Raw genomic sequence first — 25,340 nt, 5'->3', positions numbered from 1 at the left:
AAAAAATTCGTGCAGCGCAACACGCGCTGCGAGGGTTAAGCCTGGGCTGCCAGGCTCACTTCTTTTGCCACCCGTTCCGTTGCATCAGGAATAGCGGTCGCGCGTGCGCGTTGCGCCATCTCCAGTAATGCCTCTCTGTTCCAGCCCGCCAGGGTGGTGGCGACCGCATCGGCGGTAAATTGTGGCTGTTCAAATATTTTCGCGGCGCCGGCTTTCTCAAGCGGCAGCGCATTCCAGTACTGCTGTCTGTCTTTGTGCTGGAACGGCACAAACAGAGCCGGCAACCCGGCGGCGGCAATTTCGCTCACCGTCAATGCGCCAGAGCGGCAGACCACGACATCGGCCCAGGCATACGCTGCGGCCATGTCGTCGATAAATTCCGTCACTTTATGCTGCGGCTGGCCTTCATCGGCGTAAGCCTGCTCAACCATCTGCTGAGCACCTTTTCCGCTTTGGTGCCAGATTGTCACCGCATCACCCAGCTTTGCTGCAACCTGCGGCATCGTCTGGTTTAAAATGCGTGCGCCCTGAGAACCGCCAACGACCAGCACACGGACCGGCCCTTCACGACCCGCCAGGCGAGCATCCGGCAATGGCAGCGCCAGCACGTCTACGCGCACCGGGTTACCCACCACGTCCGCCTTCGGGAAGGCTCCCGGGAAAGCCTGCATCACTTTGGTGGCAATTTTCGCCAGCCATTTATTGGTCAGACCGGCAATGCCGTTCTGCTCATGCAACACCACGGGGATGCCCAACGACCAGGCCGCCAGCCCACCCGGGCCAGAAACATAGCCGCCCATCCCCAGCACCACATCAGGCTTAAAACTCTTCATGATGGCGCGCGCCTGACGCCAGGCGTTGAAAATACGCACCGGTGCCAGAAGCTGGGCCGTAATGCCTTTTCCGCGTAAGCCGGAAATGCGAATAAAGTCGATCTCGATACCGTGCTTCGGTACCAGGTCGGCTTCCATGCGGTCCGCGGTTCCCAGCCAGCGTACCTGCCAGCCCTGATCCATTAAATGGTGCGCAACTGCGAGCCCCGGGAACACATGTCCACCGGTACCGCCTGCCATCACCATTAACCGCTTCGGTTGATTCATCGTGAACCTCGTGTAAACGCCTGGGCTTTTTCCAGACGCGTTTCATAATCTATGCGTAACAACATCATGATGGCCGTCGACATAATCAGCAGACTGGAACCACCATAACTGATCAACGGCAACGTCAGGCCTTTGGTCGGCAGCATACCCGCTGCGGCCCCGACGTTAACCAATGCCTGGAAACTAAACCAGATACCTATTGAGCAGGCTAAGAAACCTGAAAAGCGGTGATCGATCTCCAGCGCTTTCCGCCCAATCGACATGGCGCGGAAAGCGACGAAGAATACCATTAATAGCGCTAATACCACACCGATATAACCCAGTTCTTCCCCAATAATGGAGAAGATGAAGTCAGTGTGCGCTTCGGGTAAATACTCCAGTTTCTGTACCGAGTTGCCCAGGCCCTGACCCCAGACTTCACCGCGACCAAAAGCCATCAGCGACTGCGTCAGCTGATAACCGCTGCCAAACGGGTCTTCCCACGGGTTCCAGAATGAGGTCACACGGCGGATACGGTAAGGCTCGGCGAGGATCAGCAGCACAACCGCTGAGATACCCATTCCGATGATGGCGATGAACTGCCACAGCTTCGCCCCGGCCAGGAACAGCATTGCCAGCGTGGTGACAAACAGCACTACCACGGTACCAAGGTCAGGCTGCGCCAGCAGTAAGACCGCCAGCACCAGAATAACGCCCATGGGTTTTAAGAAGCCGCGCAGGTTATTACGCACTTCATCCACTTTACGTACCAGGTAGTTAGCCAGGTAGCAGAACAGGGAGAGCTTGGTAAATTCCGCGGGCTGAATACGCAGTGGGCCAAAGGCAATCCAGCGCGATGCCCCGTTTACGGAGCTCCCCACCACCAGTACGATCAGCAGCATAATGATGGAGGCGATCAGCATCGCGGTACTGTGCCGCTGCCAGAACTCCATCGGCAGACGTAATGTCACCAGCGCCAGACAGAACGCCAGGATGATGTACAGGCCATCACGTTTCGCAAACAGGAACGGATCGTTCGCCAGTCGCTGCCCGACAGGCATTGACGCTGAGGTCACCATGATAAAACCAACCGCCGCCAGTCCCAGCGTGAGCCAGAAGAGCGTACGGTCGTACATGACCAGGCTGTCGTTATCTTTTTGACGAGAGCCCATCACCCAGCCTTTGAGTGCCGCAAACACCCACGCCAGAACGCCAAATCCTGGCAGGCGCGGCATTTTCAGGCGAGGGAGAGATAAACGCATCAGCCTAACTCCTTCGCCAGACGGGTAAAGAGATCGCCACGCTGTTCGAAATTCTTGAATTGATCGAGGCTGGCGCAGGCCGGAGAGAGCAGCACCATATCACCCGGCTTCACGCGAGGGGCAATCAGCCGCATCGCCTGCTCCATGGTCTCGGTTTGCTCGGCAATGTCAGGACGCAGCTCAGCCAGCTCACTGCCGTCGCGACCAAAGCAGTACAAGCGGATATTATTCCCGGCGAGATACGGTTTCAGCGTGGAGAAATCCGCCGATTTACCGTCGCCGCCCAGCAGTAAATGCAGGGTCCCTTCAACGTGCAGGCCGTTCAGGGCGGCCTCGGTACTGCCGACGTTGGTGGCTTTTGAGTCATTAATCCAGCGCACACCGTTGTGCTCCAGCGCCAGCTGGAAACGGTGCGCCAGGCCGGTAAAGGTGGTCAATGCTTGCAGGCTGGACGAACGCGGCAGCCCTACGGCATCCGCCAGCGCCAGCGCCGCCAGAGCATTGGTGTAGTTATGCTGGCCGGTAAGCTTCATCTCTTTCACGTTCAGCACTTTCTCACCCTTCACGCGCAGCCAGGTTTCGCCCAGTTGACGGTTAAGATGATAGTCACCCATGGTGATGCCAAAGCTAATGCAGCGATCGTCCGCCCCGCGCACCGGCATGGTCAGGGCGTCATCCGCGTTGACGACGCAAACCTTCGCATTTTCATAAATGCGCAGTTTGGCGGCGCGGTACTGCTGCAGACCAAACGGATAGCGATCCATATGATCTTCAGTAACGTTAAGGATCGTCGCCGCGGCCGCACGAAGGCTGGAGGTCGTTTCCAGCTGGAAGCTGGAAAGCTCGAGGACGTACAATTCACAGCCCTTATCCAGCAGCATTAGCGCTGGCAGGCCAATATTGCCTCCCACGCCCACGTTCATGCCCGCCGCTTTCGCCATCTCACCCACAAGGGTGGTGACGGTGCTTTTACCGTTAGAGCCGGTAATCGCGATAACGGGTGCCTGCGCTTCACGGCAGAACAACTCAATATCACCGACAATCTCAACGCCCGCATCGGCCGCGGCGCTGAGTGAAGGATGCGCCAGCGCCATACCGGGGCTGGCGACAATCAGATCGGCTGCCAGCAGCCAGTCATCATTCAGACCACCAAGGTGGCGTTCAACCTGTTCCGGCAGTTTATCCAGACCCGGCGGAGAAACACGCGTATCCATTACGCGCGGCGTCACGCCGCGCGCGAGGAAAAAGTCCACGCAGGAGAGGCCTGTCAGCCCCAACCCGATGATAACGACTTTTTTGCCCTGGTAATCTGCCATGATTAACGTACCTTCAGCGTTGCCAGGCCAATCAGCACCAGCATCAGCGAAATAATCCAGAAGCGCACAATCACGCGCGGTTCCGGCCAGCCTTTCAGTTCATAGTGATGGTGAATCGGTGCCATACGGAAGATGCGCTGACCGCGCAGCTTGAAGGACCCGACCTGCAAAATCACTGAAAGGGTTTCAACCACAAATACCCCACCCATAATCACCAGCAGGAACTCCTGGCGCAGCAGTACGGCAATAATGCCCAGCGCGCCGCCCAGAGCCAGTGAACCGACGTCACCCATAAAGACCTGCGCCGGGTAGGTGTTGAACCACAGGAAGCCCAGTCCCGCCCCGACAATCGCAGTACAGACGATAACCAGTTCGCCTGCGTGTCGCAGGTATGGAATGTGCAGATAGTTAGCAAAGTTCATATTACCGGTGGCCCACGCCACCAGCGCAAAACCGGCGGCGACGAAGACGGTTGGCATAATCGCCAGGCCATCCAGACCGTCGGTCAGGTTTACGGCGTTACCGGTGCCCACGATGACGAAGTAGGCCAGCAGAATGTAGAACAGCCCCAGTTGCGGCATCACATCTTTAAAGAACGGCACCACCAGCTCGGTGGCGGGGGTGTCTTTTCCTGCCAGATACAGCGCGAAGGCCACGCCCAGCGCAATCACCGACATCCAGAAGTATTTCCAGCGGGCGATCAGGCCCTTGGTGTCTTTACGCACGACCTTGCGGTAATCATCAACAAACCCAATGATGCCGTAGCCCACCAGCACGGTAAGTACGCACCAGACGTACGGGTTAGAGGGATAAGCCCACAGCAGTACGGAAACAACGATCGCGGTCAGGATCATGATCCCGCCCATGGTCGGCGTACCTCGCTTGCTGAAGTGCGACTCCGGACCGTCGTTACGCACAACCTGACCGAAGGAGAGTTTTTGCAGACGGGCAATCATGCGCGGGCCCATCCACAAAGAGATGAACAGCGCAGTCAGCAGGCTGACAATGGCGCGAAACGTCAGATAGGAAAAGACGTTAAAGCCTGAATAATATTTGACCAAATGTTCGGCCAGCCAAACTAACATGTCCCGTTCTCCTGTAATGCGTGCACAACCTCTTCCATGGCGGCACTACGTGAACCTTTCACTAACACAGTCACAATTTGTTTTTCTGTCATCAATGCCTTAAGGCGTTCAATCAGCGCGGCTTTATCGGCAAAGTGCTCGCCAACACCGCTGGCATGGCTAATCGCCTGGCTCAGTTTTCCAGCGCTCAGCACGCAATCAATACCTGCCGCTTTCGCCGCGTCCCCCACCTGGACATGACAGGCTTCGCTTTCATCACCCAGCTCAGCCATATCGCCCACCACCAGCACGCGATAACCTGGCATCTCAGACAACACCTGCACCGCCGCGGTCATTGAGCCGACGTTCGCGTTATAGGAGTCATCCAGAAGCAGTTTGTTTTCCGCAAGCTGGATCGGGAACAGACGCCCCGGCACGGCTTTTAAATTTGCCAGACCGGTTTTAATCGCCTGATGCGACGCACCAACCGCCATCGACAGCGCCGCTGCCGCGAGCGCATTGGCGATATTATGACGACCCGGCAATGGCAGAAGCACCTCAATGCCACCGGTTGGGGTATTAAGGGTGAATTCCGTGCCATGCGAAGTCACATGAATATTGGTCGCGGTAAAATCACTGTTGGCCGCGTTCGGCGAGAAGCGCCAGGTCTTGCGGGAACCAATGATCTGTTGCCAGTTCAGCCAGTCATTGTTGTCGGCATTCATAATGGCGATACCGTCTTCCGGCAGGCCGGTATAGATCTCGCCTTTAGCTTTCGCCACGCCTTCCAGCGAACCAAAACCTTCCAGATGTGCAGCGGCCAGGTTATTCACCAGCGCTGCTTCCGGGCGCGTCAGTCTCACGGTCCAGGCGATTTCGCCCTGGTGGTTTGCCCCTAACTCGATCACGGCAAATTCATGCTCTTTGGTCAGGCGAAGTAATGTCATCGGCACGCCGATATCATTGTTAAGGTTGCCTGCTGTATAAAGCGTATTTCCGCACTGGCTCAGGATGGCCGCAGTCATCTCTTTCACAGAGGTTTTGCCTGATGAACCGGTCAGCGCGACGACGCGCGTCGGCACCTGCTGACGAACCCAGGCCGCCAGCTCGCCGAATGCCAGACGGGTATCTTTCACCACGATCTGCGGCAGATCGACAGCGAGTTTACGGCTGACCAGCAGCGCCCCTGCACCATTCTCCCTGGCCTGTTGTGCAAAATCATGCGCGTCAAAACGTTCGCCCTTCAGCGCCACAAACAGACAACCCGGGGTCACTTTGCGGGTATCGGTCGTCACGGCCTCGATGGTCAGATCGTGACCCAGCAGCTCGCCCTGCAGTACCGCAGCGGCCTGACTTAAGGTGATGCTAATCATGCCACGACTCCCAGCAGACGCGCGGCCGTGACGCGGTCCGAATAATCGAGACGACGGTTGCCAACAATCTGATAATCCTCATGGCCTTTCCCGGCCAGCAGCACAACGTCGTTTTCCTGAGCCTGCATGATGGCGTTGGTCACGGCTTCCGCACGGCCTTCCACCACGCGGGCGCGGCCTGCATCCAGCATGCCCGACAGAATGTCGTTAATAATGGCGCGCGGCTCTTCAGTACGCGGGTTGTCATCGGTCACAACCGGAATATCCGCGAACTGTTCAGCAATGGCACCCATCAGTGGACGTTTGCCCTTATCACGGTCGCCACCGCAGCCAAACACACACCAGAGCTTACCGGTGCAGTGCAGACGCGCCGCTTCCAGTGCTTTTTCTAGTGCGTCCGGCGTGTGGGCATAATCGACCACCACGGTCGGTTTGCCCGGCGCGCTGAACACTTCCATACGGCCGCATACCGGCTGCAGACGCTCAGCCGTTTCCAGCAGCGCGTTCATCGGATAACCCAGCGCCAGCAGCGTCGCCAGCGCCAGCAGCAGGTTGCTGACGTTAAACGCGCCCATCAGTCGGCTTTCAATTTCACCGTCACCCCATGAGGAGCTAAAACGAATGGTGGCGCCACTGTCGTGATAATCCACCGCAACCGCCTTCAGCCAGCGGCCGTGGCAGTTCGGGTTGATATGGTCTTCCATCGACACCGCAACCGCATCCGGCAGCTTCGCCAGCCAGCGGCGACCGACTTCGTCGTCAGCGTTGATGATGGCCTGTCCGCTATGGTGGGTGGAGTAGAGCAGCCATTTCGCCGCTTCGTAATGCTCCATATCACCATGATAATCAAGGTGATCGCGGCTCAGGTTAGTGAATACTGAGGCGGCAAACTTCAGCGCCGCCACGCGGTGCTGCACCAGACCGTGGGAAGAGACTTCCATGGCGGCAAAGGTTGCCCCCTGCCCTGCCAGGCCGGCCAGCACGTGCTGTACGTCGACCGCGGAGCCGGTGGTGTTTTCGGTCGGGCTCACTTTGCCCAACAGACCGTTACCGACAGTTCCCATGACCGCACCGGTTTCACCCAGCAGCTGCGCCCACTGCGCCATGAGCTGCGTGGTTGTGGTTTTGCCGTTTGTACCTGTCACGCCCACCAGACGCAGCCGATCGGACGGTTCGTGATAGAAACGTCCGGCCAGCGCAGAGAGACGCTCGTTTAACTGACTGAGATAGATGACCGGCACCCCGTGCATTTCACGGATTTCACCGTCAGTTGCCTCATCTTTAGCCTCAGCAATAATGGCAGCAACACCTTGCGCAATCGCCTGCGGGATATAACGACGCCCGTCCGCCTGATGACCGACCACCGCCACAAAAAGATCGCCAGAAGCAGCCGCACGGCTGTCCAGTACCATCTCTCGCAGTGCTCGCTCCGGTGCATTAGGCACCCACGGAGCGAGAAGGTCGCGCAAATTACGATCTGCCACCTGTACCCTCGCCTTGATTAATTACAAATTCACTTTTCTCGCCCGTTGCCAGCGCATCCGGTTCGATGTTCATGGTGCGCAACACGCCGCCCATGATGGCCCCGAACACAGGCGCGGAAACGGCGCCGCCGTAGTATTTACCCGCCTGTGGATCGTTAATGACGACCACCAGCGCAAAACGCGGATTACTGGCAGGCGCAACGCCTGCGGTATAGGCAATGTATTTGTTGATGTAACGGCCGTCTGGCCCCACTTTTTTCGCGGTACCGGTTTTGATGGCGATGCGATAGCCTTTAATCGCTGCCTTCACGCCGCCGCCGCCAGGCAGCGCCACGCTTTCCATCATATGAACGACGGTACGAACGATGGATTCCGGGAAGATACGCTCACCTGGAACCGGTGGATCAACTTTGGTAATGGACAGCGGACGATAGACGCCATAGCTGCCAATCGTTGCGTAGACTCGCGCTAACTGTAACGGCGTTACCATTAGCCCGTAGCCGAAAGAGAAGGTGGCCCTCTCTATGTCAGACCACCGTTGTTTTTGAGGATATAAGCCACTGCGTTCTCCGACCAACCCCAAATTGGTCGCCTTTCCAAGCCCAAAACGTGAGTAAGTCTCTACTAACGCTGAGGACGGCATCGCTAACGCCAGCTTTGAAACGCCAACGTTACTCGACTTCTGTAAAACCCCGGTCAGGGTCAATTCGCTGTAGCGCGCCACGTCTTTAATCTCGTGGCCGTTAATACGGTAAGGGATCGTGTTCAGAACCGTGTTTTCATTGACGATGCCACGCTGGAGCGCCGTCATGACCACCATCGGTTTCACCGTGGAGCCCGGTTCGAACACGTCGGTAATCGCCCGGTTACGCATCGCATCTTTTGCGGTGCCGGTAAAGTTGTTCGGGTTATAGGACGGGCTGTTGGCCATCGCCAGCACTTCGCCCGTACTGACGTCCACCAGCACAGCGCTGCCGGATTCCGCCTTGTTGAAGGCGACGGCGTTGTTCAGCTCGCGGTAGACCAATGCCTGCAGACGCTCATCAATACTCAGCGCCAGGTTGTGTGCCGCCTGACTGTCCGTGGAAGAGATATCTTCGATAACGCGGCCGTAGCGGTCTTTACGAACAATTCGCTCGCCAGGCTGGCCGGTGAGCCATTTATCGAAGCTTTTTTCAACGCCCTCAATCCCCTGGCTATCAACGTTGGTAAAGCCAATGAGGTGAGCGGTTACTTCGCCGGAAGGATAGTAGCGGCGGGATTCTTCACGAAGGTGAATACCCGGCAGCTTCAGCTTACGAATGTAGTCCGCCATGTCAGGGTTGACCTGACGCGCCAGATAGATAAAACGCCCTTTTGGATTGGCGTTGACGCGGGAAGCGAGCTGATCCAGCGGCATTTTCAGGGCATCCGAGAGCGCCTTCCAGCGGTTATCAAGCGTAATGCCACCCGCATCGTGCAGCTCTTTCGGATCGGCCCAGATGGCTTTAACCGGTACGCTCACGGCCAGTGGACGGCCTGAGCGGTCGGTGATCATCCCGCGGGACGTCGACACTTCCTGAACGCGAAGGGAACGCATGTCGCCCTGTCGAACCAGCATGTCAGGGGCGATGATTTGCAACCATGCCACGCGTCCCAGCAGGAAACCCAGCGCCAGTAAAATGCAGCCGCAAAGCAACGCAAAACGCCAACTGATAAAGTTGGCCTGTTCTTCCTGACGTTTTGGTTTAAGCGTTTTTGCCGCTGCTCTCATGCGTCGCGTTTTCCCTTATTTTTGTACTACAATATTTTCCTGAGAAGGATCAACATGCTGCAATTGCAGCTTTTCCGTTGCGATCCGTTCAACCCGGCTGTGATCGCCGAGCGCATTTTCTTCAAGGATCAGGTTTCGCCATTCAATATCCAGCGCATCGCGTTCCAGTACCATCTGCTCGCGTTGCGCAGTTAATAAGCGTGTGTGGTGGGCAGTCGTGACCACCGTGACGGCCGTGACAATGATGCAAATGAACAGACAGAGTGGCAGTTTCCCAAACCGCAAAAGATCGTCGCCGATCACGCCAGGCAAGGCATGGCGCTCGTTGCTTCCTAACGAATCCTTAACTTTGCTTAGGGTCTCTGTCACTCTGCCGATCATGCGTTCGTCCTCTCTGCAACACGCAGCACTGAACTACGGGCGCGTGGATTCTGTGCCACTTCTTCTTCGCCCGGCATCAACTTGCCTAATGCTCGCAACTGACGGCCACCCAGCTTCCTGAGTTGTTCTTCCGTCATCGGCAGCCCCGCTGGAACCTGTGGACCGCGGCTTTGTTCACGCATAAAGCGCTTCACAATGCGGTCTTCCAGCGAATGGAAGCTGATGATGGATAACCGCCCACCCGGGGCCAGCACGTCGAGCGAGCTTTTTAGCGCCAGCTCTATTTCCTCCAGTTCACTGTTTACCCAGATGCGAACCGCCTGGAAGGTACGGGTCGCGGGATGTTTGTGCTTATCCTTCACCGGCGTCGCCGCCGCGATCACCTCGGCAAGCTCTTTCGTGCGGGTCATCGGCTCAATACGATTACGCTCAACGATGGCGCGCGCGATACGCTTGCCAAAACGCTCTTCGCCGAAGGTTTTGATCACCCAGGCAATATCCGCTTCGTCCGCGGTCTGTAACCACTCGGCGGCAGACTGACCGCGAGTAGGATCCATGCGCATGTCCAGTGGACCATCGCGCATAAAGGAGAAGCCGCGTTCAGCATCATCAAGCTGGGGTGAAGAGACGCCAAGATCGAGAAGGATTCCGTCGATCTTGCCCGTCAGGCCGCGCTCGGCAACATAATCAGCGAGCGCAGAGAAAGGTCCATGCACGATGGAAAAGCGTGGGTCATCGATGGTTTGCGCAACGGCAATCGCCTGCGGATCGCGATCGATTGCCAGCAGACGCCCTTCCGCTCCAAGCTGGGAGAGGATTAAGCGCGAGTGGCCACCGCGACCAAAAGTGCCATCAATGTAGATGCCGTCCGGACGAATATTCAGGCCGTTAACGGCCTCATCCAGCAGCACCGTTTTATGTTTGTAATTTTCCATCATATTTATAGAGACAAGTCCTGCAGCCGTTCCGATAATGTCGCGGAATCAGACTGCTCAGCGTCGATATCTTCCTTGACCTGTTGATACCAGGTCGTTTCATCCCACAGTTCAAACTTGTTGAACTGCCCGACCAGCATCACTTCTTTGGTCAGACCGGCATGTTGCCGTAACACAGGGGCAATCAGTAACCGGCCTGCGCTATCCATCTGACATTCACTGGCATGTCCCAATAACAACCGCTGCACGCGGCGTTCCTGCGGGTTCATGCTCGACAGTCGCGACAGCTTTTGCTCAATAATTTCCCATTCAGGTAAGGGGTAAAGCAGCAGGCAGGGGGAGTTGATGTCAATGGTGCAAACCATTTGACCCGTAGCGTTCTCAATCAGCTGGTCGCGGTATCGGGTTGGTACCGATAAACGCCCTTTGCTGTCGAGATTGACTAACGTAGCTCCACGGAACATGCCAGTCTCACCCCTCCTCACCACTTTAACCCACAAATTCCCACCTAAAGGAGTTTACGGAGCGAGGGAAAAGCTTGTCAAGCCAGGACTCTCCCTATACAGGCCCGAAAGGCCTCTATTTACAGAGATAAACAGTCCTGGTTAATAACTGCACAACTGGCGAGGCAAAATTAACGTTATGAATATTTGTAAGAAAAAAACCGAATATGCACACTAGCGTTAAGGCTCACTCAATATCATCGCAGATAAATATAAAGTGTCAGTTTGCGACGCGGGCAGCATTTTATGACAGATTCTCAGGGGATAACAGCGCCAGATTCACCCCAGGGCTCGCGAAACGCGGCGGTTGCCGTGCAAGCTGGCACAGGAGAAGGAAAAACGTCTGAATATTCATCGCCGGAAGAGGGTTTGTAACAAAATAATACAAAGACAGGCATTTAAAATCGTTTAAACGTCCTTTAAAGGAACCCTTAAACGCCAAAATGAATTAAGAAAAATAGCAGAAGGTAAATTCGCAAGAATTATCCTAATTTCTCTACGGGAATTATCCCGGCGAATTATTTCGTCAAAAGGGGGCAGATTTCTCCGCCCCGTCATTTCATTTATGGCGGCTCAAAATTCCGCGATGGTAAAGATTACGTTTAATACGCGTCAGACCCGGCTTCGGTTTACGCGGCTCGTCCAGACTTGCCAGCACAATTTCCAGCACGCGTTCAGCCACATCACGATGGCGTTGAGCCACCGCCAGAACCGGGCACTGGAGGAAGTCGAGCAGCTCGTTATCACCGAAGGTCGCGATGGCCAGGTCGGAAGGCAGTTTACCCTCACGGCGTAAGGTCACATCCATCACCCCCTGCAGCAGAGCAAATGAGGTGGTGAATAGCGCCTGCGGCATCGGGTGCGTTTCCAGCCATTTCTCGAAAAGCTGTGCGGCCGCTTCACGTTCATAGCTGTTGGCATAGAGGTAGTGCACCTCACGGGGATCGTCTTTCCAGGCGGTTCTGAACCCCTGTTCACGCAGGAAGCTGACTGACAGTTCAGGCAGCGCCCCCAGATACAGCACCGTTTCAGCCGGGAAGGTTCTCAGCTCTGCCGCCAGCATCTCGGCATCATCCTGATCGGCACCGACGACGCTCGTGAAATGCTCCCTGTCGAGCGCACGATCCAGCGCCACAATCGGGAATGGGTCGTTCGCCCAGCGTTGATAGAATGGGTGTTCAGGCGGTAAAGAGGTGGAGACGATGATGGCATCGACCTGACGCTGGAGCAGATGCTCAATACAGCGCATCTCGTTGTCGGGCTGGTCTTCCGAGCAGGCAATCAGCAACTGATAGCCACGCTGGCGCGCCTGACGTTCAAGATAGTTGGCGATACGGGTATAGCTGGTGTTTTCCAGATCCGGGATCACCAGGCCAATAGAGCGGGTGCGTCCGGCACGCAGGCCAGCTGCGACAGCATTCGGATGGTAGTTATGTTCACGAACCACCGCCATAACTTTTTCAACGGTCTTATCGCTGACACGGTACTGCTTTGCTTTACCGTTAATCACATAGCTGGCCGTTGTTCGTGACACGCCGGCTAGCCGGGCGATTTCATCCAGTTTCACAATTGCCCCTTAAAAAATGAAAAGAGTCCATGGCCTTGGCAAGGTTATGGTTAAATCTTTTAACATCTAAACGCAGAATAGCCTTCGCGGCAACCGCTTTTATCTCTGTTGTCGGCTGATTACACAAAAAAAAGCCCGGCTTTGGTGACCGGGCAGAAAGAGGCGAACCTTTTAGACAACTAACGCATGATCTTATCGCCGCGTGACAGGCCAACAACGCCCGATCTCGCAACCTCAACAATTTTTGCCACATCCCGCACAGATGCCAGGAAGGCATCCAGCTTGTCACTCGTTCCGGCCAGCTGAACCGTATATATAGAAGGCGTGACGTCTATAATCTGCCCACGGAAGATATCCGTGTTACGTTTCACTTCCTCGCGCCCGTAACCGCTGGCCTGGATTTTCACCAGCATGACCTCTCGCTCAACGTAGGCACCCTGCCCCAGCTCGCTGACGCGCAGAACATCGACCAGCTTATGCAGCTGTTTCTCGATCTGCTCAAGCACTTTGGCATCGCCGACGGTCTGGATGGTCATGCGCGACAGCGTCGGATCGTCAGTCGGCGCAACGGTCAGGCTTTCAATGTTATAGCCGCGCTGTGCAAAAAGGCCAATGACGCGCGACAGTGCGCCAGACTCGTTTTCCAGTAAAACAGATAATATCCGGCGCATATCAGGTTCTCTCCGTTTTGCTTAACCACATTTCATCCATACCACCACCACGAATATGCATCGGGTATACGTGCTCGGTGCCATCAACAATGACATCCATAAAAACGAGGCGGTTATTTTTAACGTGCTCAAGCGCTTCACCGAGCTTCGTTTCGAGCTCTGCCGGATCGGTCACTCGCATCCCAATATGGCCGTAGGCTTCAGCCAGACGAACAAAGTCCGGCAGTGACGTCATGTAGGACTGAGAGTGACGACCAGAGTAGATCATGTCCTGCCACTGCTTCACCATCCCGAGATAACCGTTATTCAGGTTCAGCACCAGTACCGGCAGCTCATACTGAAGGGCCGTCGACAGCTCCTGGATGTTCATCTGAATACTGCCGTCTCCCGTCACGCAGACGACGGTTTCGTCAGGCAGAGCCAGCTTGACGCCCAGTGCGGCAGGCAAGCCAAAGCCCATCGTTCCTAACCCTCCGGAGTTAATCCAGTGGCGCGGTTTATCAAACGGATAATAAAGGGCGGCAAACATCTGATGCTGACCCACGTCAGACGTCACGTATGCCTCGCCTTTCGTCAGCCGCCAGATAGTTTCGATCACCGCCTGCGGCTTAATGCTGTCGCTTTGCGTGTCATACTTCAGGCACTGACGCGCACGCCATTGTTCGATCTGCTGCCACCAGTCACGGATCTCATCCAGCGGCTGGGAAGGCGGCTCCTGTGCCAGCAGATCCAGCATTTGCTCCAGCACCTGGCGGGCATCACCGACGATCGGCACATCCGCAGACACCGTTTTCGAAATAGAAGTGGGATCGATATCAATATGAAGCACGGTGGCGTTCGGGCAGTATTTCGCCAGATTGTTGGTGGTGCGATCGTCAAAGCGCACGCCGACGGCAAAGATCACATCGGAATGGTGCATCGTCATGTTGGCTTCATAGGTACCGTGCATACCCAGCATCCCCAGAGCCTGACGGTGAGTTGCCGGGAAAGCGCCCAGCCCCATCAGCGACGACGCAACGGGAAGATTGAGTTTCTCGATAAGCTCCCGAAGCTGCCCTTCACAGGCAGAATTAATTGCCCCACCACCGACATAGACTACCGGTTTTTTGGCGGCCAGCAGCGTTTGCAAGGCACGTTTGATCTGCCCCTTGTGGCCCTGCGTCGTTGGGTTGTATGAGCGCATGCTCACCGACTCCGGCCAGACATAAGGAAGCTTGTTCGCCGGGTTCAAGATATCTTTCGGCAGATCGACCACCACCGGGCCGGGACGCCCGCTTGCTGCCAGCCAGAAGGCTTTTTTCAATATCCCCGGGATGTCTTCAGTTTGCTTAACCAGGAAGCTGTGCTTCACAACGGGACGCGAAATTCCCACCATGTCGCACTCCTGGAACGCGTCGTAGCCGATCAGTGACGTCGCCACCTGGCCGGAAAGAATAACCAGCGGGATAGAGTCCATATACGCCGTGGCAATGCCGGTGATGGCGTTTGTCGCGCCGGGACCGGACGTCACTAATACCACGCCTACTTCACCTGTCGCGCGGGCCAGCCCGTCAGCCATATGCACCGCCGCCTGCTCGTGGCGTACTAAAACATGGTCAATGCCGCCTACCGTATGAAGCGCATCATAAATATCCAGGACTGCGCCTCCGGGATAACCGAACACTTGCTTCACGCCCTGATCGATTAACGATCGGACGACCATTTCCGCGCCAGACAACATCTCCATGCTTTGCCTCCAGGCATTTTGTTATAGACGAGCTGCAGAATTCATTTCCGCACCGTCTTACGACTGGGTTAAACCAATCTTATATTTTGCAGAGTGATCGTTACCTTAACCGCTCGTTATGAGGCAGGCAATTAGCAGACCGGGTGAGCTAAACGGTTCGCAAAGCAGAAAAAACAGGTATTAAGGAAGGATATGGTCAATTCATCTGGTATTAGAGGATGAGATGATTAATCATCGCTGAAAAGCGCGTCGATTCAGGAAATCATCTATTTTTGCGAGCCAGAGAGCAGTAAGAAAAAATTCACAATAGAATAAAATAACAATAACAGAGAAAAAACCAGGATAAATCACACGCGAAGATGCAATTTATCCTGATGCGCTTATCGACGGCAAATACTGATCAGCAACTCTTCCATCCACTGGTGCCCTTTATCCCGACCGGCGGCTTCATGCCAGGAGAGATAGCAGGTACGGCTATTCAGCTTGAGCGGCAACGGCAACATTTGCAGTTGTAGTTGACCGGAAAACTCCTCAGCCAGCCAGCGTGGTGCAATAGCCACCAGATGTGTCTGCGAGACCACGTTCAATACGCTGACCATTGCCATTCCCTGATAAGCAACGCTTGCCTGTTTATCCGCCGTGTCATACCACGGCAGGCTAAAGGAAGCATATCTGTCGAGCGCAACAACAGCATGCTGCTCGCTATAAACGTCACTTTCCCGAAGCGGAGAATTGAGTCGGGGGTGTTTTTTACTGGCGACCAACACCATTTCATCTTTAAACAGCGGAACGCAAGAAAATTCAGGACGTCGAAATTCTTCATATCCCAGAACGAACTCGGTCTCCTGGTAGCGTAACTGATGCTCTGTGTTTTGATTTAAGGATGATTTAAAAACCAGATGGATATTGGGAGCGATCTCTTCAACTTTATTATAAATAATCGACGTCAAATAATTATCTAACGGACTGCAAACACAAAGATTGAATACACGCTCACTGCTTAAAGGTTCAAAGCCTGACCCTGGCAGCTCGTTCTGAACCAGCTGCAACGCCTGACGGATAGAGCCGAATAACTGGAATGCCCGTGCGGTAGGCTGTATTCCCCTCCCGTAACGAACGAATAACTCGTCGTTAAACATAACCTTAAGTCTGGCGACAGCATTACTGACCGCGGGCTGAGACATCCCCAACGTATGGGCCGCCCGGGTGATATTCTGCTCCTGCATGACAGCATCAAATACCGTGAGCAGATTAAGGTCCACCGTACGTAACTGCGGTTTAATCCCATCAGTAGTTTGAGGTTGTTTAATATTAATTTCTGGCACTTCTGACTCCACTGTCACGCTACACTCCCTTTGCCAACGTACTGTAATAATTCCGAAGAATATGATTTACCATGCATATACGATCAGCGAAAGAGAATTATTTTAAATTCGGAAAATATAAAGAACAGTTTAGCGAAAATGACTTTTCGCCGCTGACAAACGATAAAATAAACACCACTGCAAATGATATGATTCACTTTAGGATTTGAATGAAACCATAAACTAGACCAATATACAATCGTCAGCGGGTTAATGATGTCTTAAGTATTATTAAACTGTTATTGCAACCCCGATTAAATAAGTTAACAATCTGTAATAACCCTAAGACATCCGAAGTGATAAAAAACATTCACCGCATTTATAACTTAATGATATCAAACCCATTTGCGTCCCACACAATTGGGTAGCGAACTTTTAATTTATTCATCACAATTATATTCAATTATTTCTGCAACCTTTTTCTCAGTCCAAAATTAGACAATTTGTAGGGTCGGAAAAGCAAAACCCAGCACAATTAGCTAAAGCACATATCCCATCAACCAGGCCAGCCGGGTGCGTTTTTGCCTGCAGGGGTTGACATGCACAGTCGTATCCAGTACCACTAAAAGCATATTGAATTTAACGGAGCACGATTCATGATTCGCACCATTCGTTTCACCGGTCTACTACTACTAAACGCATCCACTGTGCGCGGTAGACTGGCGGGCGAAATTCAGCGTTGAATCGTCACCAGTAAGACTAAAAACCCGCGCCACTGCGCGGGTTTTTTTATGCTCGTAGCAAGGCGCCCTAAGACTGACAAGGACCTAACCCATGAGCCAGCAAGTCATTATTTTCGATACAACTTTACGTGACGGTGAACAGGCATTACAGGCAAGCCTGAGTGTGAAAGAGAAACTGCAGATCGCGCTGGCTCTCGAACGTATGGGTGTCGACGTGATGGAGGTCGGTTTCCCTGTCTCTTCTCCGGGTGACTTCGAATCCGTGCAGACCATAGCGCGTACCATTAAGAACAGCCGCGTCTGTGGCCTGGCACGCTGTGTGGAAAAAGATATCGATGTTGCAGCCGAGTCGTTGAAGGTTGCCGAAGCATTCCGTATTCATACCTTTATTGCTACCTCTCCTATGCACATTGCCACCAAGCTGCGCAGCACGCTGGATGAGGTCATTGAGCGCGCGGTCTACATGGTCAAACGTGCCCGTAACTACACGGATGACGTTGAATTCTCCTGTGAAGATGCTGGCCGTACGCCGATTGAAGATTTGGCGCGCGTTGTGGAAGCTGCCATCAATGCGGGCGCTAAAACCATCAACATCCCGGACACTGTCGGCTACACCATGCCGTTTGAGTTCTCCAACATCATTACCGGTCTGTATGAACGCGTACCAAACATTGATCAAGCGATTATCTCCGTACATACCCACGACGACCTGGGGCTGGCCGTTGGCAACGCCATCGCGGCGGTGCACGCCGGTGCACGTCAGGTAGAAGGCGCGATGAACGGCATCGGTGAACGTGCAGGTAACTGTTCACTGGAAGAAGTGATCATGGCGATCAAAGTGCGCAAAGACATCATGAATGTGCATACCCGCATCAATCACAACGAAATCTGGCGTACCAGCCAGACCGTCAGCCAGATCTGCAACATGCCCATCCCGGCTAACAAGGCGATTGTGGGTACCGGCGCCTTTGCGCACTCCTCCGGTATTCATCAGGATGGCGTGCTGAAAAACCGTGAAAACTACGAAATCATGACCCCGGAATCCATCGGCCTGAACCAGGTTCAGTTGAACCTGACCTCCCGTTCCGGTCGTGCGGCGGTGAAACACCGTATGGAAGAGATGGGTTATAAGGACAGCGATTACAACATGGATCAGCTGTACGACGCCTTCCTGAAGCTGGCCGATAAAAAAGGTCAGGTATTCGACTATGACCTGGAAGCGCTGGCCTTCATCAATAAACAGCAGGAAGAGCCTGAGCACTTCCGCCTCGATTACTTCAGCGTGCAGTCAGGCTCCAGCGACATTGCGACTGCCTCGGTCAAACTGGCCTGTGGCGAAGACATTAAGGCCGAAGCGGCAAACGGCAATGGCCCGGTTGATGCCATTTACCGCGCAATTAACCGCGTCACCGAATACGACGTAGAGCTGGTGAAATATGACCTGACGGCCAAGGGCCACGGTGAGAATGCCCTGGGTCAGGTTGATATCGTGGTCACCCATAATGGCCGTCGTTTCCACGGTGTGGGCCTGGCGACGGATATTGTTGAATCCTCCGCGAAGGCGATGGTCCACGTGCTGAACAATATCTGGCGCGCCGCTGAAGTTGAAAAAGAGTTGCAACGCAAAGCTCAGAATAAAGAGAACAACAAGGAAACCGTGTAATGTCGAAGAATTACCATATTGCTGTGTTACCGGGTGACGGTATTGGCCCGGAAGTGATGGCACAGGCGCTGAAAGTACTGGAAGCCGTTCGTTCGCGTTTTGCGATGAAAATCTCCACCAGCCACTATGATGTGGGCGGTATCGCCATCGATAATCACGGTACTCCGCTGCCAAAAGCGACCGTTGAAGGGTGTGAAAATGCGGATGCAGTGCTGTTTGGCTCCGTGGGTGGCCCTAAATGGGAACACCTGCCGCCCGCCGGGCAGCCTGAGCGCGGCGCGCTGCTGCCACTGCGTAAACATTTTAAATTGTTCAGCAACCTGCGTCCGGCGAAGCTGTACCAGGGGCTGGAAACGTTCTGTCCGCTGCGTGCAGATATCGCGGCTAACGGCTTTGACATCCTGTGCGTGCGTGAACTGACCGGCGGGATCTACTTCGGGCAGCCTAAAGGGCGCGAAGGCAGCGGTCAGCATGAAAAAGCCTTTGATACTGAGGTCTATCACCGTTTTGAAATTGAACGTATCGCCCATATCGCCTTTGAGTCGGCGCGCAAACGTCGTCATAAAGTGACGTCTATCGATAAAGCGAACGTTCTGCAGTCTTCTATTTTGTGGCGTGAAATCGTCAGTGAAGTCGCGAAACAGTATCCGGATGTCGAACTGTCCCATATGTACATCGACAACGCGACCATGCAGCTGATTAAAGATCCGTCGCAGTTTGACGTTCTGCTGTGTTCCAACCTGTTCGGCGATATTCTCTCGGACGAGTGCGCAATGATCACAGGCTCTATGGGGATGTTGCCATCAGCCAGCCTCAATGAAGAGGGATTTGGCCTGTACGAACCTGCTGGCGGCTCCGCGCCCGATATCGCCGGCAAAAACATTGCCAACCCGATTGCGCAGATCCTCTCCCTGGCCTTGCTGTTGCGCTACAGCCTTGATGCCGGTGATGCAGCAACCGCAATTGAAAACGCCATTAACCGTGCGTTAGAAGAAGGTGTCCGTACCGGTGATTTAGCACGCGGCACGGCGGCAGTCAGTACCGATGAAATGGGCGACATTATTGCCCGCTATGTCGCTGAAGGGGTGTAATCATGGCGAAAACGTTATATGAAAAATTGTTTGATGCGCACGTAGTTTACGAGGCACCAAACGAAACCCCACTGTTGTATATCGATCGCCATCTGGTGCACGAGGTTACCTCCCCTCAGGCATTCGACGGACTGCGTGCGCATAAGCGCCCGGTGCGCCAGCCAGGTAAAACCTTCGCGACAATGGATCACAACGTCTCCACGCAAACCAAAGATATCAATGCGTCGGGTGAAATGGCGCGTATCCAGATGCAGGAGCTGATCAAAAACTGCAATGAATTTGGCGTCGAGCTCTACGATCTGAACCACCCGTATCAGGGTATCGTCCACGTGATGGGGCCAGAACAGGGCATCACCCTACCAGGCATGACCATCGTCTGCGGTGACTCCCACACGGCCACCCACGGCGCGTTTGGGGCCCTGGCGTTCGGTATTGGTACCTCTGAAGTTGAACATGTTCTGGCGACGCAGACCTTGAAACAGGGCCGCGCCAAAACCATGAAGATTGAAGTGAAAGGCAAAGCGGCCCCGGGCATTACCGCCAAAGACATCGTGCTGGCCATCATCGGTAAAACCGGCAGCGCAGGCGGCACCGGTCACGTGGTTGAATTCTGCGGTGAAGCCATCCAGGCACTGAGCATGGAGGGCCGTATGACGCTCTGCAACATGGCCATTGAGATGGGGGCAAAAGCGGGCCTGGTTGCGCCAGACGAAACAACCTTCAGCTATGTGAAGGGCCGTCTGCACGCGCCGAAAGACCAGGATTTTATTGAGGCAGTTGCGTACTGGAAAACCCTGAAAACCGACGATGGTGCGACGTTTGATACCGTGGTTACGCTGCAGGCGGAAGACATTGCGCCACAGGTGACCTGGGGAACCAACCCGGGCCAGGTGATTTCCGTCAACGATAACATTCCTGACCCGGCCTCTTTCAGCGATCCGGTCGAGCGCGCCAGTGCGGAAAAAGCGCTGGCCTATATGGGTCTGAAGCCAGGCATTCCGTTGACTGACGTGACCATTGATAAAGTGTTTATCGGCTCCTGCACCAACTCCCGTATCGAAGATTTACGCGCGGCGGCCGAGATTGCCAAAGGCCGCAAAGTGGCACCGGGCGTTCAGGCGCTGGTTGTGCCGGGTTCCGGCCCGGTGAAAGCCCAGGCGGAAGCTGAAGGCCTGGATAAGATCTTTATCGAAGCGGGCTTCGAATGGCGCCTGCCTGGCTGCTCCATGTGCCTGGCCATGAACAATGACCGCCTGAATCCTGGCGAGCGTTGTGCCTCCACCAGTAACCGTAACTTTGAAGGCCGTCAGGGCCGCGGTGGGCGTACTCACCTGGTCAGCCCGGCAATGGCCGCCGCTGCGGCAGTGACCGGTCATTTCGCCGATATTCGCAGCCTGAAATAAGGAGACAATCATGGCAGAGAAATTTACCCAACATACGGGCCGGGTTGTCCCACTGGACGCCGCTAACGTCGACACTGACGCCATCATTCCAAAGCAGTTTTTGCAGAAGGTGACCCGTACCGGGTTTGGCGCGCATCTGTTTAACGACTGGCGCTTCCTGGACGACAAAGGCGAAGTGCCCAATCCCGAGTTCGTGCTGAACTTCCCGGAATTTAAAGGCGCATCGATTCTGCTGGCGCGTGAAAACTTTGGCTGCGGCTCTTCCCGTGAACATGCACCCTGGGCGCTCACCGACTACGGGTTCAAAGTGGTTATCGCCCCAAGCTTTGCCGATATCTTCTACGGCAACAGCTTCAATAATCAGCTGCTGCCGGTGACGCTGAGCGATGCGCAGGTGGACGAATTGTTCGCCCTGGTGAAGGCAAATCCTGGGATTTCGTTTGAAGTGGATCTGGAAGCGGAAGTGGTGAAAGCGGGTGATAAATCCTACAGCTTCAGCATTGACGCCTTTCGTCGTCACTGCATGCTGAATGGCCTGGACAGTATTGGCCTGACGCTGCAGCACGAAGATGCCATCTCCGCCTATGAGCAAAAACAGCCTGCGTTTATGGGGTAGGCTGCGTACCATCCCGGTGAAGATCAACATCGTCCAACAAAATGGTGCAGTACACCATCAATGTTAATTGATGTGGGCCTCATTACTGTTTGCCTCTTGCGTCAGCCTGAGGCAAACAGCCTCGGCTGACGCCACGCGCTCTATGCGCCTTCTCAGACCCTGTCAGAAAATCGTTTTATTGCGTGAAGCAGCCTTCCAGAATCACACATCTTTTACCCGGCAGGTTAGCACCAGCGTCACCACGGAAATGGCCGCAATCATCCAGTACACTGACGCGTGACCGTAGGTTTGTGACAACGCCCCCTGAATCACCCCTGCCAGAATAACGCCCGTTGAAATGCTGTTGGTAAAGAGCGTAGTGGCAGAGCCTGCCCGTCCCGGCATTAAGTCCTGGAACCAGAGCATCCCAATCCCGGCCACGATGCCAATAAACACGGCGTTAAACAGCTGCAGCGCAAGCAGTGCTTCGCGCGAATGGAAGACGATCAGCCCCAGATAAAAAAGCACTCCCGCCGCCACGGCGACGATCATCATGCGGCGTTTTCCAAAACGCTTAACGTAATAACCCGCCAGGATCATCGCCGGAATTTCCAGGCCGGCAGCCGTCCCCATCAGGATCCCCGCAAGCTTGTCCGGCAACCCCAGATCGCTGCTGATCCACAGCGGCATATCAATGATGTACATGGTGTTGCAGGTCCACATCAGCATGGACGCGATAAACAGCATGCGGACGTTTTTATCCTGCCAGCCGCTCACCTGGGTGATGGGTTTATCGGTCGTCTGCTCCACTCGCGCCACCGAGGGTAGCGCAAAGGCAATCAGTATCAGGCTGATGACAAAAATGCCGGCAGCGATGGAAAACATGGTGGTAAAGCCATAGTTCAGCGCCAGCATAAACGCCAGCGGCGGGCCGATCACCCAGGCCAGAGAGAGCTGCGCACGCATGACCGAGCTGAACATCACCACTTCCCGCGCCGAGTTATCCGCGTATTCACGGGCCAGCGCGAACAGCTGCGGCATGGCGGTATTGGCGAGCGACGCCAGAAGCACGCCGCAGGTAATCAGCGTCAGGTAATGGCGATTGAAGGCAAACAGCAGCGCGTTACCCACGGCCATGGCGCAGCAAAAGAGGATCAGTTTGCGCCGATCGCCCCGATTGTCCGATCGTTTTGCCAGTGCCAGACTGACCAGGATCCCGGCGATGGCGTTCACGGTATAAAACAGCCCCACCCAAAACGGCTGCGCCCCCACCTCACGGCTGAGAAACAGACTCAGCGTCGGAGCCTGCAATGCCCCCGCCACGCCCATCATAAAGGCCACCAGCATAAAAGCGGCATACACGCCGTTCAGGCGTCGCCCCATCGTCATCAACCAGAGCATGCGCAAGTCCTTGTGAAAGCGAATCGAAAGTGGGTGAATAGTAAACGAAAAAAGCCAGCAAAAACATTTTGCTGGCGGGTGATAAGCACCAATACTCAGTCACACATGATCGAGGCGAGTTAGCAAGAAGAGGTCGGTTTCGTAACGTCCCACTGCATCAGATCTTCCAGGATTTTCAACCGTTGCTCTGCACACTGGCGGGCCAGCCAGGACGCTCCCTGCGTCGCTGAAAAATAACGCTGATAAAACTGACGTGCGGTAGACCTCTTCATAATTTACCTCCTCACTTCATCGGGAAGAATTATTGGCCTAATATAGGGATTAATAAATTGCTGATTTTTTGTCAGGAGTTCCCCTTTTATGCCCTCTGGTCGTCTGCAACAACAATTTATCCGCCTCTGGCAATGCTGCGAGGGGCGATCGCAGGAGACCACGCTGAACGAGCTGGCGGACCTGCTCAGCTGTTCGCGCCGGCACATGCGCACGCTGCTTAATACCATGCAGCAGCAGGGCTGGCTCAACTGGGAGGCCGAGGCGGGTCGCGGAAAACGCTCGCGCCTGACCTTCCTGTATACCGGGCTGGCGTTGCAGCAGCAGCGGGCGGAAGACCTGCTGGAACAGGACCGCATCGACCAGCTGGTGCAGCTGGTGGGGGACAAAGCGGCAGTACGCCAGATGCTGGTGTCGCATCTCGGGCGCAGCTTTCGTCAGGGTCGCCACATTCTGCGGGTGCTCTACTATCGACCAATGAAAAACCTGTTACCCGGCACGGCGTTACGCCGCTCTGAAACCCATATGGCCCGACAAATATTCAGCGGCCTGACGCGCATAAATGAGGAAAATGGGGAACTGGAAGCGGATATTGCGCACCACTGGCAGCAACTTTCTCCTCTTCACTGGCGCTTCTTTCTACGTCCTGGTATTCATTTCCACCACGGCCGCGAGCTGGAGATGGTCGATGTGATTGCCTCTTTAGAGCGCGCCTGCACGCTTCCGCTCTATTCCCATATTTCACGCGTTCACTCCCCTACGGCATGGACACTGGATGTTGAACTGTCTCAGCCGGACAAATGGCTTCCGTGGCTGCTGGGCTATGTACCGTCGATGATTTTGCCCGGAGAATGGGAATCGATGAATAATTTTGCCAGCCTGCCGATTGGCACCGGCCCCTACTCTGTATCGCGCAATAACAACAACCAGCTGAAAATCCGCGCTTTTGATGACTATTTTGGCTACCGGGCGCTGATCGATGAAGTGAACGTGTGGGTATTACCGGATCTCAATGAAGAGCTGAGCGCCGGGCTGACGCTGGAAGGGCCCACCACGGGCGAAAAGGCCGTGGAGAGCCGGCTCGAAGAAGGGTGCTACTACCTGCTGTTCGACAGCCGTACCCATCGCGGGGCAAACCATGAGGTGCGCAAATGGATAAGCCACGTGTTGTCGCCCTCCAGCCTGATTTATCATGCGGAGGAGCAGTACCAAACCTACTGGTTCCCGGCGTATGGTCTGCTTCCTCGCTGGCATCACGCCCGTCCGACATACTGCGACAAGCCCGCCGGGCTGGAGTCCATCACCCTGACCTACTATCGCGAGCACGTTGAACACCGCTTTATCGCCAGAATCATGACCCGACTGCTGGCCGCCGTTGGGGTGAGGCTGGATGTCAAAGAGGTGGATTACGATGAATGGCATCAGGGGGAGATCGTCAGCGACATCTGGCTCAACAGCGCCAACTTTACCCTGCCGCTTGATTTCTCGCTCTTCTCTCACCTGTATGAGGTCCCGCTTATCCAGCACTGCATAGACCGGGACTGGCAGCAGGACGCGGCCCTCTGGCGCGCCGGCGACATGAATCTGGCCTCATGGTGCCAGCAGTTGCTGGCTGAACAAGCGATCGTGCCGTTGATCCATCACTGGCTGATGATCCAGGGGCAGCGTAGTATGCGCGGTGTCAGAATGAATACGCTGGGCTGGTTTGATTTTAAATCCGCCTGGTTTTCCCCGCCGGAGCCATAACACTTTCGTA

General features: G+C 54.9%; 22 protein-coding genes. 6 read left to right on the top strand and 16 right to left on the bottom strand.

What is annotated here, in order from left to right:
* Positions 1-35: 35 nt before the first annotated feature.
* The 14 genes from murG to leuO all read right to left on the bottom strand — a co-directional run bounded on the left by murG (position 36) and on the right by leuO (position 16,439).
* Entirely contained in the window at positions 36-1,100 is a 1,065-nt protein-coding gene (gene murG / locus HV242_RS03560; protein WP_044865842.1) for an undecaprenyldiphospho-muramoylpentapeptide beta-N-acetylglucosaminyltransferase, read from the bottom strand.
* Positions 1,097-2,341, bottom strand: a complete 1,245-nt coding sequence (gene ftsW, locus HV242_RS03555) for a cell division protein FtsW (RefSeq protein ID WP_014168628.1) — start codon at positions 2,339-2,341, stop codon at positions 1,097-1,099. The genes murG and ftsW overlap by 4 nt, the downstream gene beginning before the upstream one ends.
* A complete protein-coding gene (gene murD, locus HV242_RS03550; RefSeq protein WP_025205419.1) occupies positions 2,341-3,657 on the bottom strand; it encodes a UDP-N-acetylmuramoyl-L-alanine--D-glutamate ligase in 1,317 nt (438 codons plus the stop codon). Before murD ends, ftsW begins: the two co-directional genes overlap by 1 nt.
* Before the next feature lie 2 nt (positions 3,658-3,659).
* Positions 3,660-4,742: a phospho-N-acetylmuramoyl-pentapeptide-transferase gene (mraY, locus tag HV242_RS03545; RefSeq protein WP_008501985.1), complete on the bottom strand. Its 1,083-nt coding sequence runs from the start codon at positions 4,740-4,742 to the stop codon at positions 3,660-3,662.
* On the bottom strand, positions 4,736-6,094 hold the full coding sequence (murF, locus tag HV242_RS03540) for a UDP-N-acetylmuramoyl-tripeptide--D-alanyl-D-alanine ligase (protein WP_014168626.1): 1,359 nt from the start codon (positions 6,092-6,094) through the stop codon (positions 4,736-4,738). The genes mraY and murF overlap by 7 nt, the downstream gene beginning before the upstream one ends.
* Positions 6,091-7,578, bottom strand: coding sequence for a UDP-N-acetylmuramoyl-L-alanyl-D-glutamate--2,6-diaminopimelate ligase (gene murE, locus HV242_RS03535; protein WP_014168625.1), 1,488 nt, complete (start codon positions 7,576-7,578; stop codon positions 6,091-6,093). Before murE ends, murF begins: the two co-directional genes overlap by 4 nt.
* Positions 7,565-9,331: a peptidoglycan glycosyltransferase FtsI gene (locus HV242_RS03530; RefSeq protein ID WP_014168624.1), complete on the bottom strand. Its 1,767-nt coding sequence runs from the start codon at positions 9,329-9,331 to the stop codon at positions 7,565-7,567. Before HV242_RS03530 ends, murE begins: the two co-directional genes overlap by 14 nt.
* 15 nt (positions 9,332-9,346) lie before the next feature.
* Positions 9,347-9,712, bottom strand: a complete 366-nt coding sequence (gene ftsL / locus HV242_RS03525; RefSeq protein ID WP_008501989.1) for a cell division protein FtsL — start codon at positions 9,710-9,712, stop codon at positions 9,347-9,349.
* Complete coding sequence (gene rsmH, locus HV242_RS03520) at positions 9,709-10,650, bottom strand: 16S rRNA (cytosine(1402)-N(4))-methyltransferase RsmH (RefSeq protein WP_014168623.1); 942 nt, start codon at positions 10,648-10,650, stop codon at positions 9,709-9,711. The genes ftsL and rsmH overlap by 4 nt, the downstream gene beginning before the upstream one ends.
* A 2-nt stretch (positions 10,651-10,652) precedes the next feature.
* Positions 10,653-11,111 (bottom strand): division/cell wall cluster transcriptional repressor MraZ, encoded by a 459-nt coding sequence (gene mraZ / locus HV242_RS03515; protein WP_025205427.1) that lies wholly within the window; start codon positions 11,109-11,111, stop codon positions 10,653-10,655.
* Between the two features lie 598 nt (positions 11,112-11,709).
* Positions 11,710-12,717, bottom strand: a complete 1,008-nt coding sequence (gene cra, locus HV242_RS03510) for a catabolite repressor/activator (RefSeq protein WP_014168621.1) — start codon at positions 12,715-12,717, stop codon at positions 11,710-11,712.
* Between the two features lie 179 nt (positions 12,718-12,896).
* Positions 12,897-13,388: an acetolactate synthase small subunit gene (gene ilvN, locus HV242_RS03505; RefSeq protein ID WP_003856371.1), complete on the bottom strand. Its 492-nt coding sequence runs from the start codon at positions 13,386-13,388 to the stop codon at positions 12,897-12,899.
* Between the two features lies 1 nt (position 13,389).
* Complete coding sequence (ilvI, locus tag HV242_RS03500) at positions 13,390-15,114, bottom strand: acetolactate synthase 3 large subunit (RefSeq protein WP_014168620.1); 1,725 nt, start codon at positions 15,112-15,114, stop codon at positions 13,390-13,392.
* Between the two features lie 380 nt (positions 15,115-15,494).
* The gene (leuO, locus tag HV242_RS03495) at positions 15,495-16,439 is read right to left on the bottom strand and encodes a transcriptional regulator LeuO (RefSeq protein ID WP_032669418.1); all 945 of its coding nucleotides are present in this window, start codon (positions 16,437-16,439) and stop codon (positions 15,495-15,497) included.
* A gap of 635 nt (positions 16,440-17,074) precedes the next feature.
* Between leuO and leuL the strand changes: the two genes are divergently transcribed.
* The 5 genes from leuL (at position 17,075) to leuD (ending at position 21,934) form a co-directional block, all read left to right on the top strand.
* The gene (gene leuL / locus HV242_RS24445; RefSeq protein WP_071530973.1) at positions 17,075-17,161 is read left to right on the top strand and encodes a leu operon leader peptide; all 87 of its coding nucleotides are present in this window, start codon (positions 17,075-17,077) and stop codon (positions 17,159-17,161) included.
* Between the two features lie 91 nt (positions 17,162-17,252).
* Entirely contained in the window at positions 17,253-18,824 is a 1,572-nt protein-coding gene (gene leuA, locus HV242_RS03485; RefSeq protein ID WP_014168617.1) for a 2-isopropylmalate synthase, read from the top strand.
* Complete coding sequence (gene leuB / locus HV242_RS03480; RefSeq protein WP_020882572.1) at positions 18,824-19,915, top strand: 3-isopropylmalate dehydrogenase; 1,092 nt, start codon at positions 18,824-18,826, stop codon at positions 19,913-19,915. The genes leuA and leuB overlap by 1 nt, the downstream gene beginning before the upstream one ends.
* 2 nt (positions 19,916-19,917) lie before the next feature.
* Positions 19,918-21,318: a 3-isopropylmalate dehydratase large subunit gene (gene leuC / locus HV242_RS03475; protein ID WP_020882571.1), complete on the top strand. Its 1,401-nt coding sequence runs from the start codon at positions 19,918-19,920 to the stop codon at positions 21,316-21,318.
* A gap of 10 nt (positions 21,319-21,328) precedes the next feature.
* Positions 21,329-21,934 (top strand): 3-isopropylmalate dehydratase small subunit, encoded by a 606-nt coding sequence (gene leuD, locus HV242_RS03470; protein ID WP_014168614.1) that lies wholly within the window; start codon positions 21,329-21,331, stop codon positions 21,932-21,934.
* Between the two features lie 201 nt (positions 21,935-22,135).
* On the opposite strand, the gene HV242_RS03465 is transcribed toward leuD, so the two are convergent.
* Together HV242_RS03465 and sgrT are read right to left on the bottom strand one after the other, a co-directional pair.
* Positions 22,136-23,314 (bottom strand): sugar efflux transporter, encoded by a 1,179-nt coding sequence (locus tag HV242_RS03465; RefSeq protein WP_020882570.1) that lies wholly within the window; start codon positions 23,312-23,314, stop codon positions 22,136-22,138.
* 119 nt (positions 23,315-23,433) lie between these two features.
* Complete coding sequence (gene sgrT, locus HV242_RS03460) at positions 23,434-23,586, bottom strand: glucose uptake inhibitor SgrT (RefSeq protein ID WP_014168612.1); 153 nt, start codon at positions 23,584-23,586, stop codon at positions 23,434-23,436.
* An 88-nt stretch (positions 23,587-23,674) separates the two neighbouring features.
* Here sgrT and sgrR point away from each other — a divergent pair, with 88 nt between their 5' ends.
* On the top strand, positions 23,675-25,330 hold the full coding sequence (sgrR, locus tag HV242_RS03455; protein ID WP_047743405.1) for an HTH-type transcriptional regulator SgrR: 1,656 nt from the start codon (positions 23,675-23,677) through the stop codon (positions 25,328-25,330).
* Positions 25,331-25,340: the final 10 nt, after the last annotated feature.

It is taken from the genome of Enterobacter sp. RHBSTW-00593 (genome assembly GCF_013784105.1).
Lineage (GTDB): Bacteria > Pseudomonadota > Gammaproteobacteria > Enterobacterales > Enterobacteriaceae > Enterobacter > Enterobacter ludwigii.
Note: the sequence above shows the minus strand (reverse complement) of the source record. Positions and strands in the feature narration are given on the sequence as shown.

Coding starts and splice junctions, on each gene's coding strand:
- mraZ (WP_025205427.1), bottom strand. CDS start 11,111: ATGTTCCGTGGAGCTACGTTAGTCAATCTCGACAGCAAAGGGCGTTTA.
- murG (WP_044865842.1), bottom strand. CDS start 1,100: ATGAATCAACCGAAGCGGTTAATGGTGATGGCAGGCGGTACCGGTGGA.
- mraY (WP_008501985.1), bottom strand. CDS start 4,742: ATGTTAGTTTGGCTGGCCGAACATTTGGTCAAATATTATTCAGGCTTT.
- leuB (WP_020882572.1), top strand. CDS start 18,824: ATGTCGAAGAATTACCATATTGCTGTGTTACCGGGTGACGGTATTGGC.
- HV242_RS03530 (WP_014168624.1), bottom strand. CDS start 9,331: ATGAGAGCAGCGGCAAAAACGCTTAAACCAAAACGTCAGGAAGAACAG.
- leuA (WP_014168617.1), top strand. CDS start 17,253: ATGAGCCAGCAAGTCATTATTTTCGATACAACTTTACGTGACGGTGAA.
- ilvN (WP_003856371.1), bottom strand. CDS start 13,388: ATGCGCCGGATATTATCTGTTTTACTGGAAAACGAGTCTGGCGCACTG.
- murD (WP_025205419.1), bottom strand. CDS start 3,657: ATGGCAGATTACCAGGGCAAAAAAGTCGTTATCATCGGGTTGGGGCTG.
- sgrT (WP_014168612.1), bottom strand. CDS start 23,586: ATGAAGAGGTCTACCGCACGTCAGTTTTATCAGCGTTATTTTTCAGCG.
- murF (WP_014168626.1), bottom strand. CDS start 6,094: ATGATTAGCATCACCTTAAGTCAGGCCGCTGCGGTACTGCAGGGCGAG.
- sgrR (WP_047743405.1), top strand. CDS start 23,675: ATGCCCTCTGGTCGTCTGCAACAACAATTTATCCGCCTCTGGCAATGC.
- ftsW (WP_014168628.1), bottom strand. CDS start 2,341: ATGCGTTTATCTCTCCCTCGCCTGAAAATGCCGCGCCTGCCAGGATTT.
- ilvI (WP_014168620.1), bottom strand. CDS start 15,114: ATGGAGATGTTGTCTGGCGCGGAAATGGTCGTCCGATCGTTAATCGAT.
- HV242_RS03465 (WP_020882570.1), bottom strand. CDS start 23,314: ATGCTCTGGTTGATGACGATGGGGCGACGCCTGAACGGCGTGTATGCC.
- leuC (WP_020882571.1), top strand. CDS start 19,918: ATGGCGAAAACGTTATATGAAAAATTGTTTGATGCGCACGTAGTTTAC.
- rsmH (WP_014168623.1), bottom strand. CDS start 10,650: ATGATGGAAAATTACAAACATAAAACGGTGCTGCTGGATGAGGCCGTT.
- leuL (WP_071530973.1), top strand. CDS start 17,075: ATGATTCGCACCATTCGTTTCACCGGTCTACTACTACTAAACGCATCC.
- leuD (WP_014168614.1), top strand. CDS start 21,329: ATGGCAGAGAAATTTACCCAACATACGGGCCGGGTTGTCCCACTGGAC.
- ftsL (WP_008501989.1), bottom strand. CDS start 9,712: ATGATCGGCAGAGTGACAGAGACCCTAAGCAAAGTTAAGGATTCGTTA.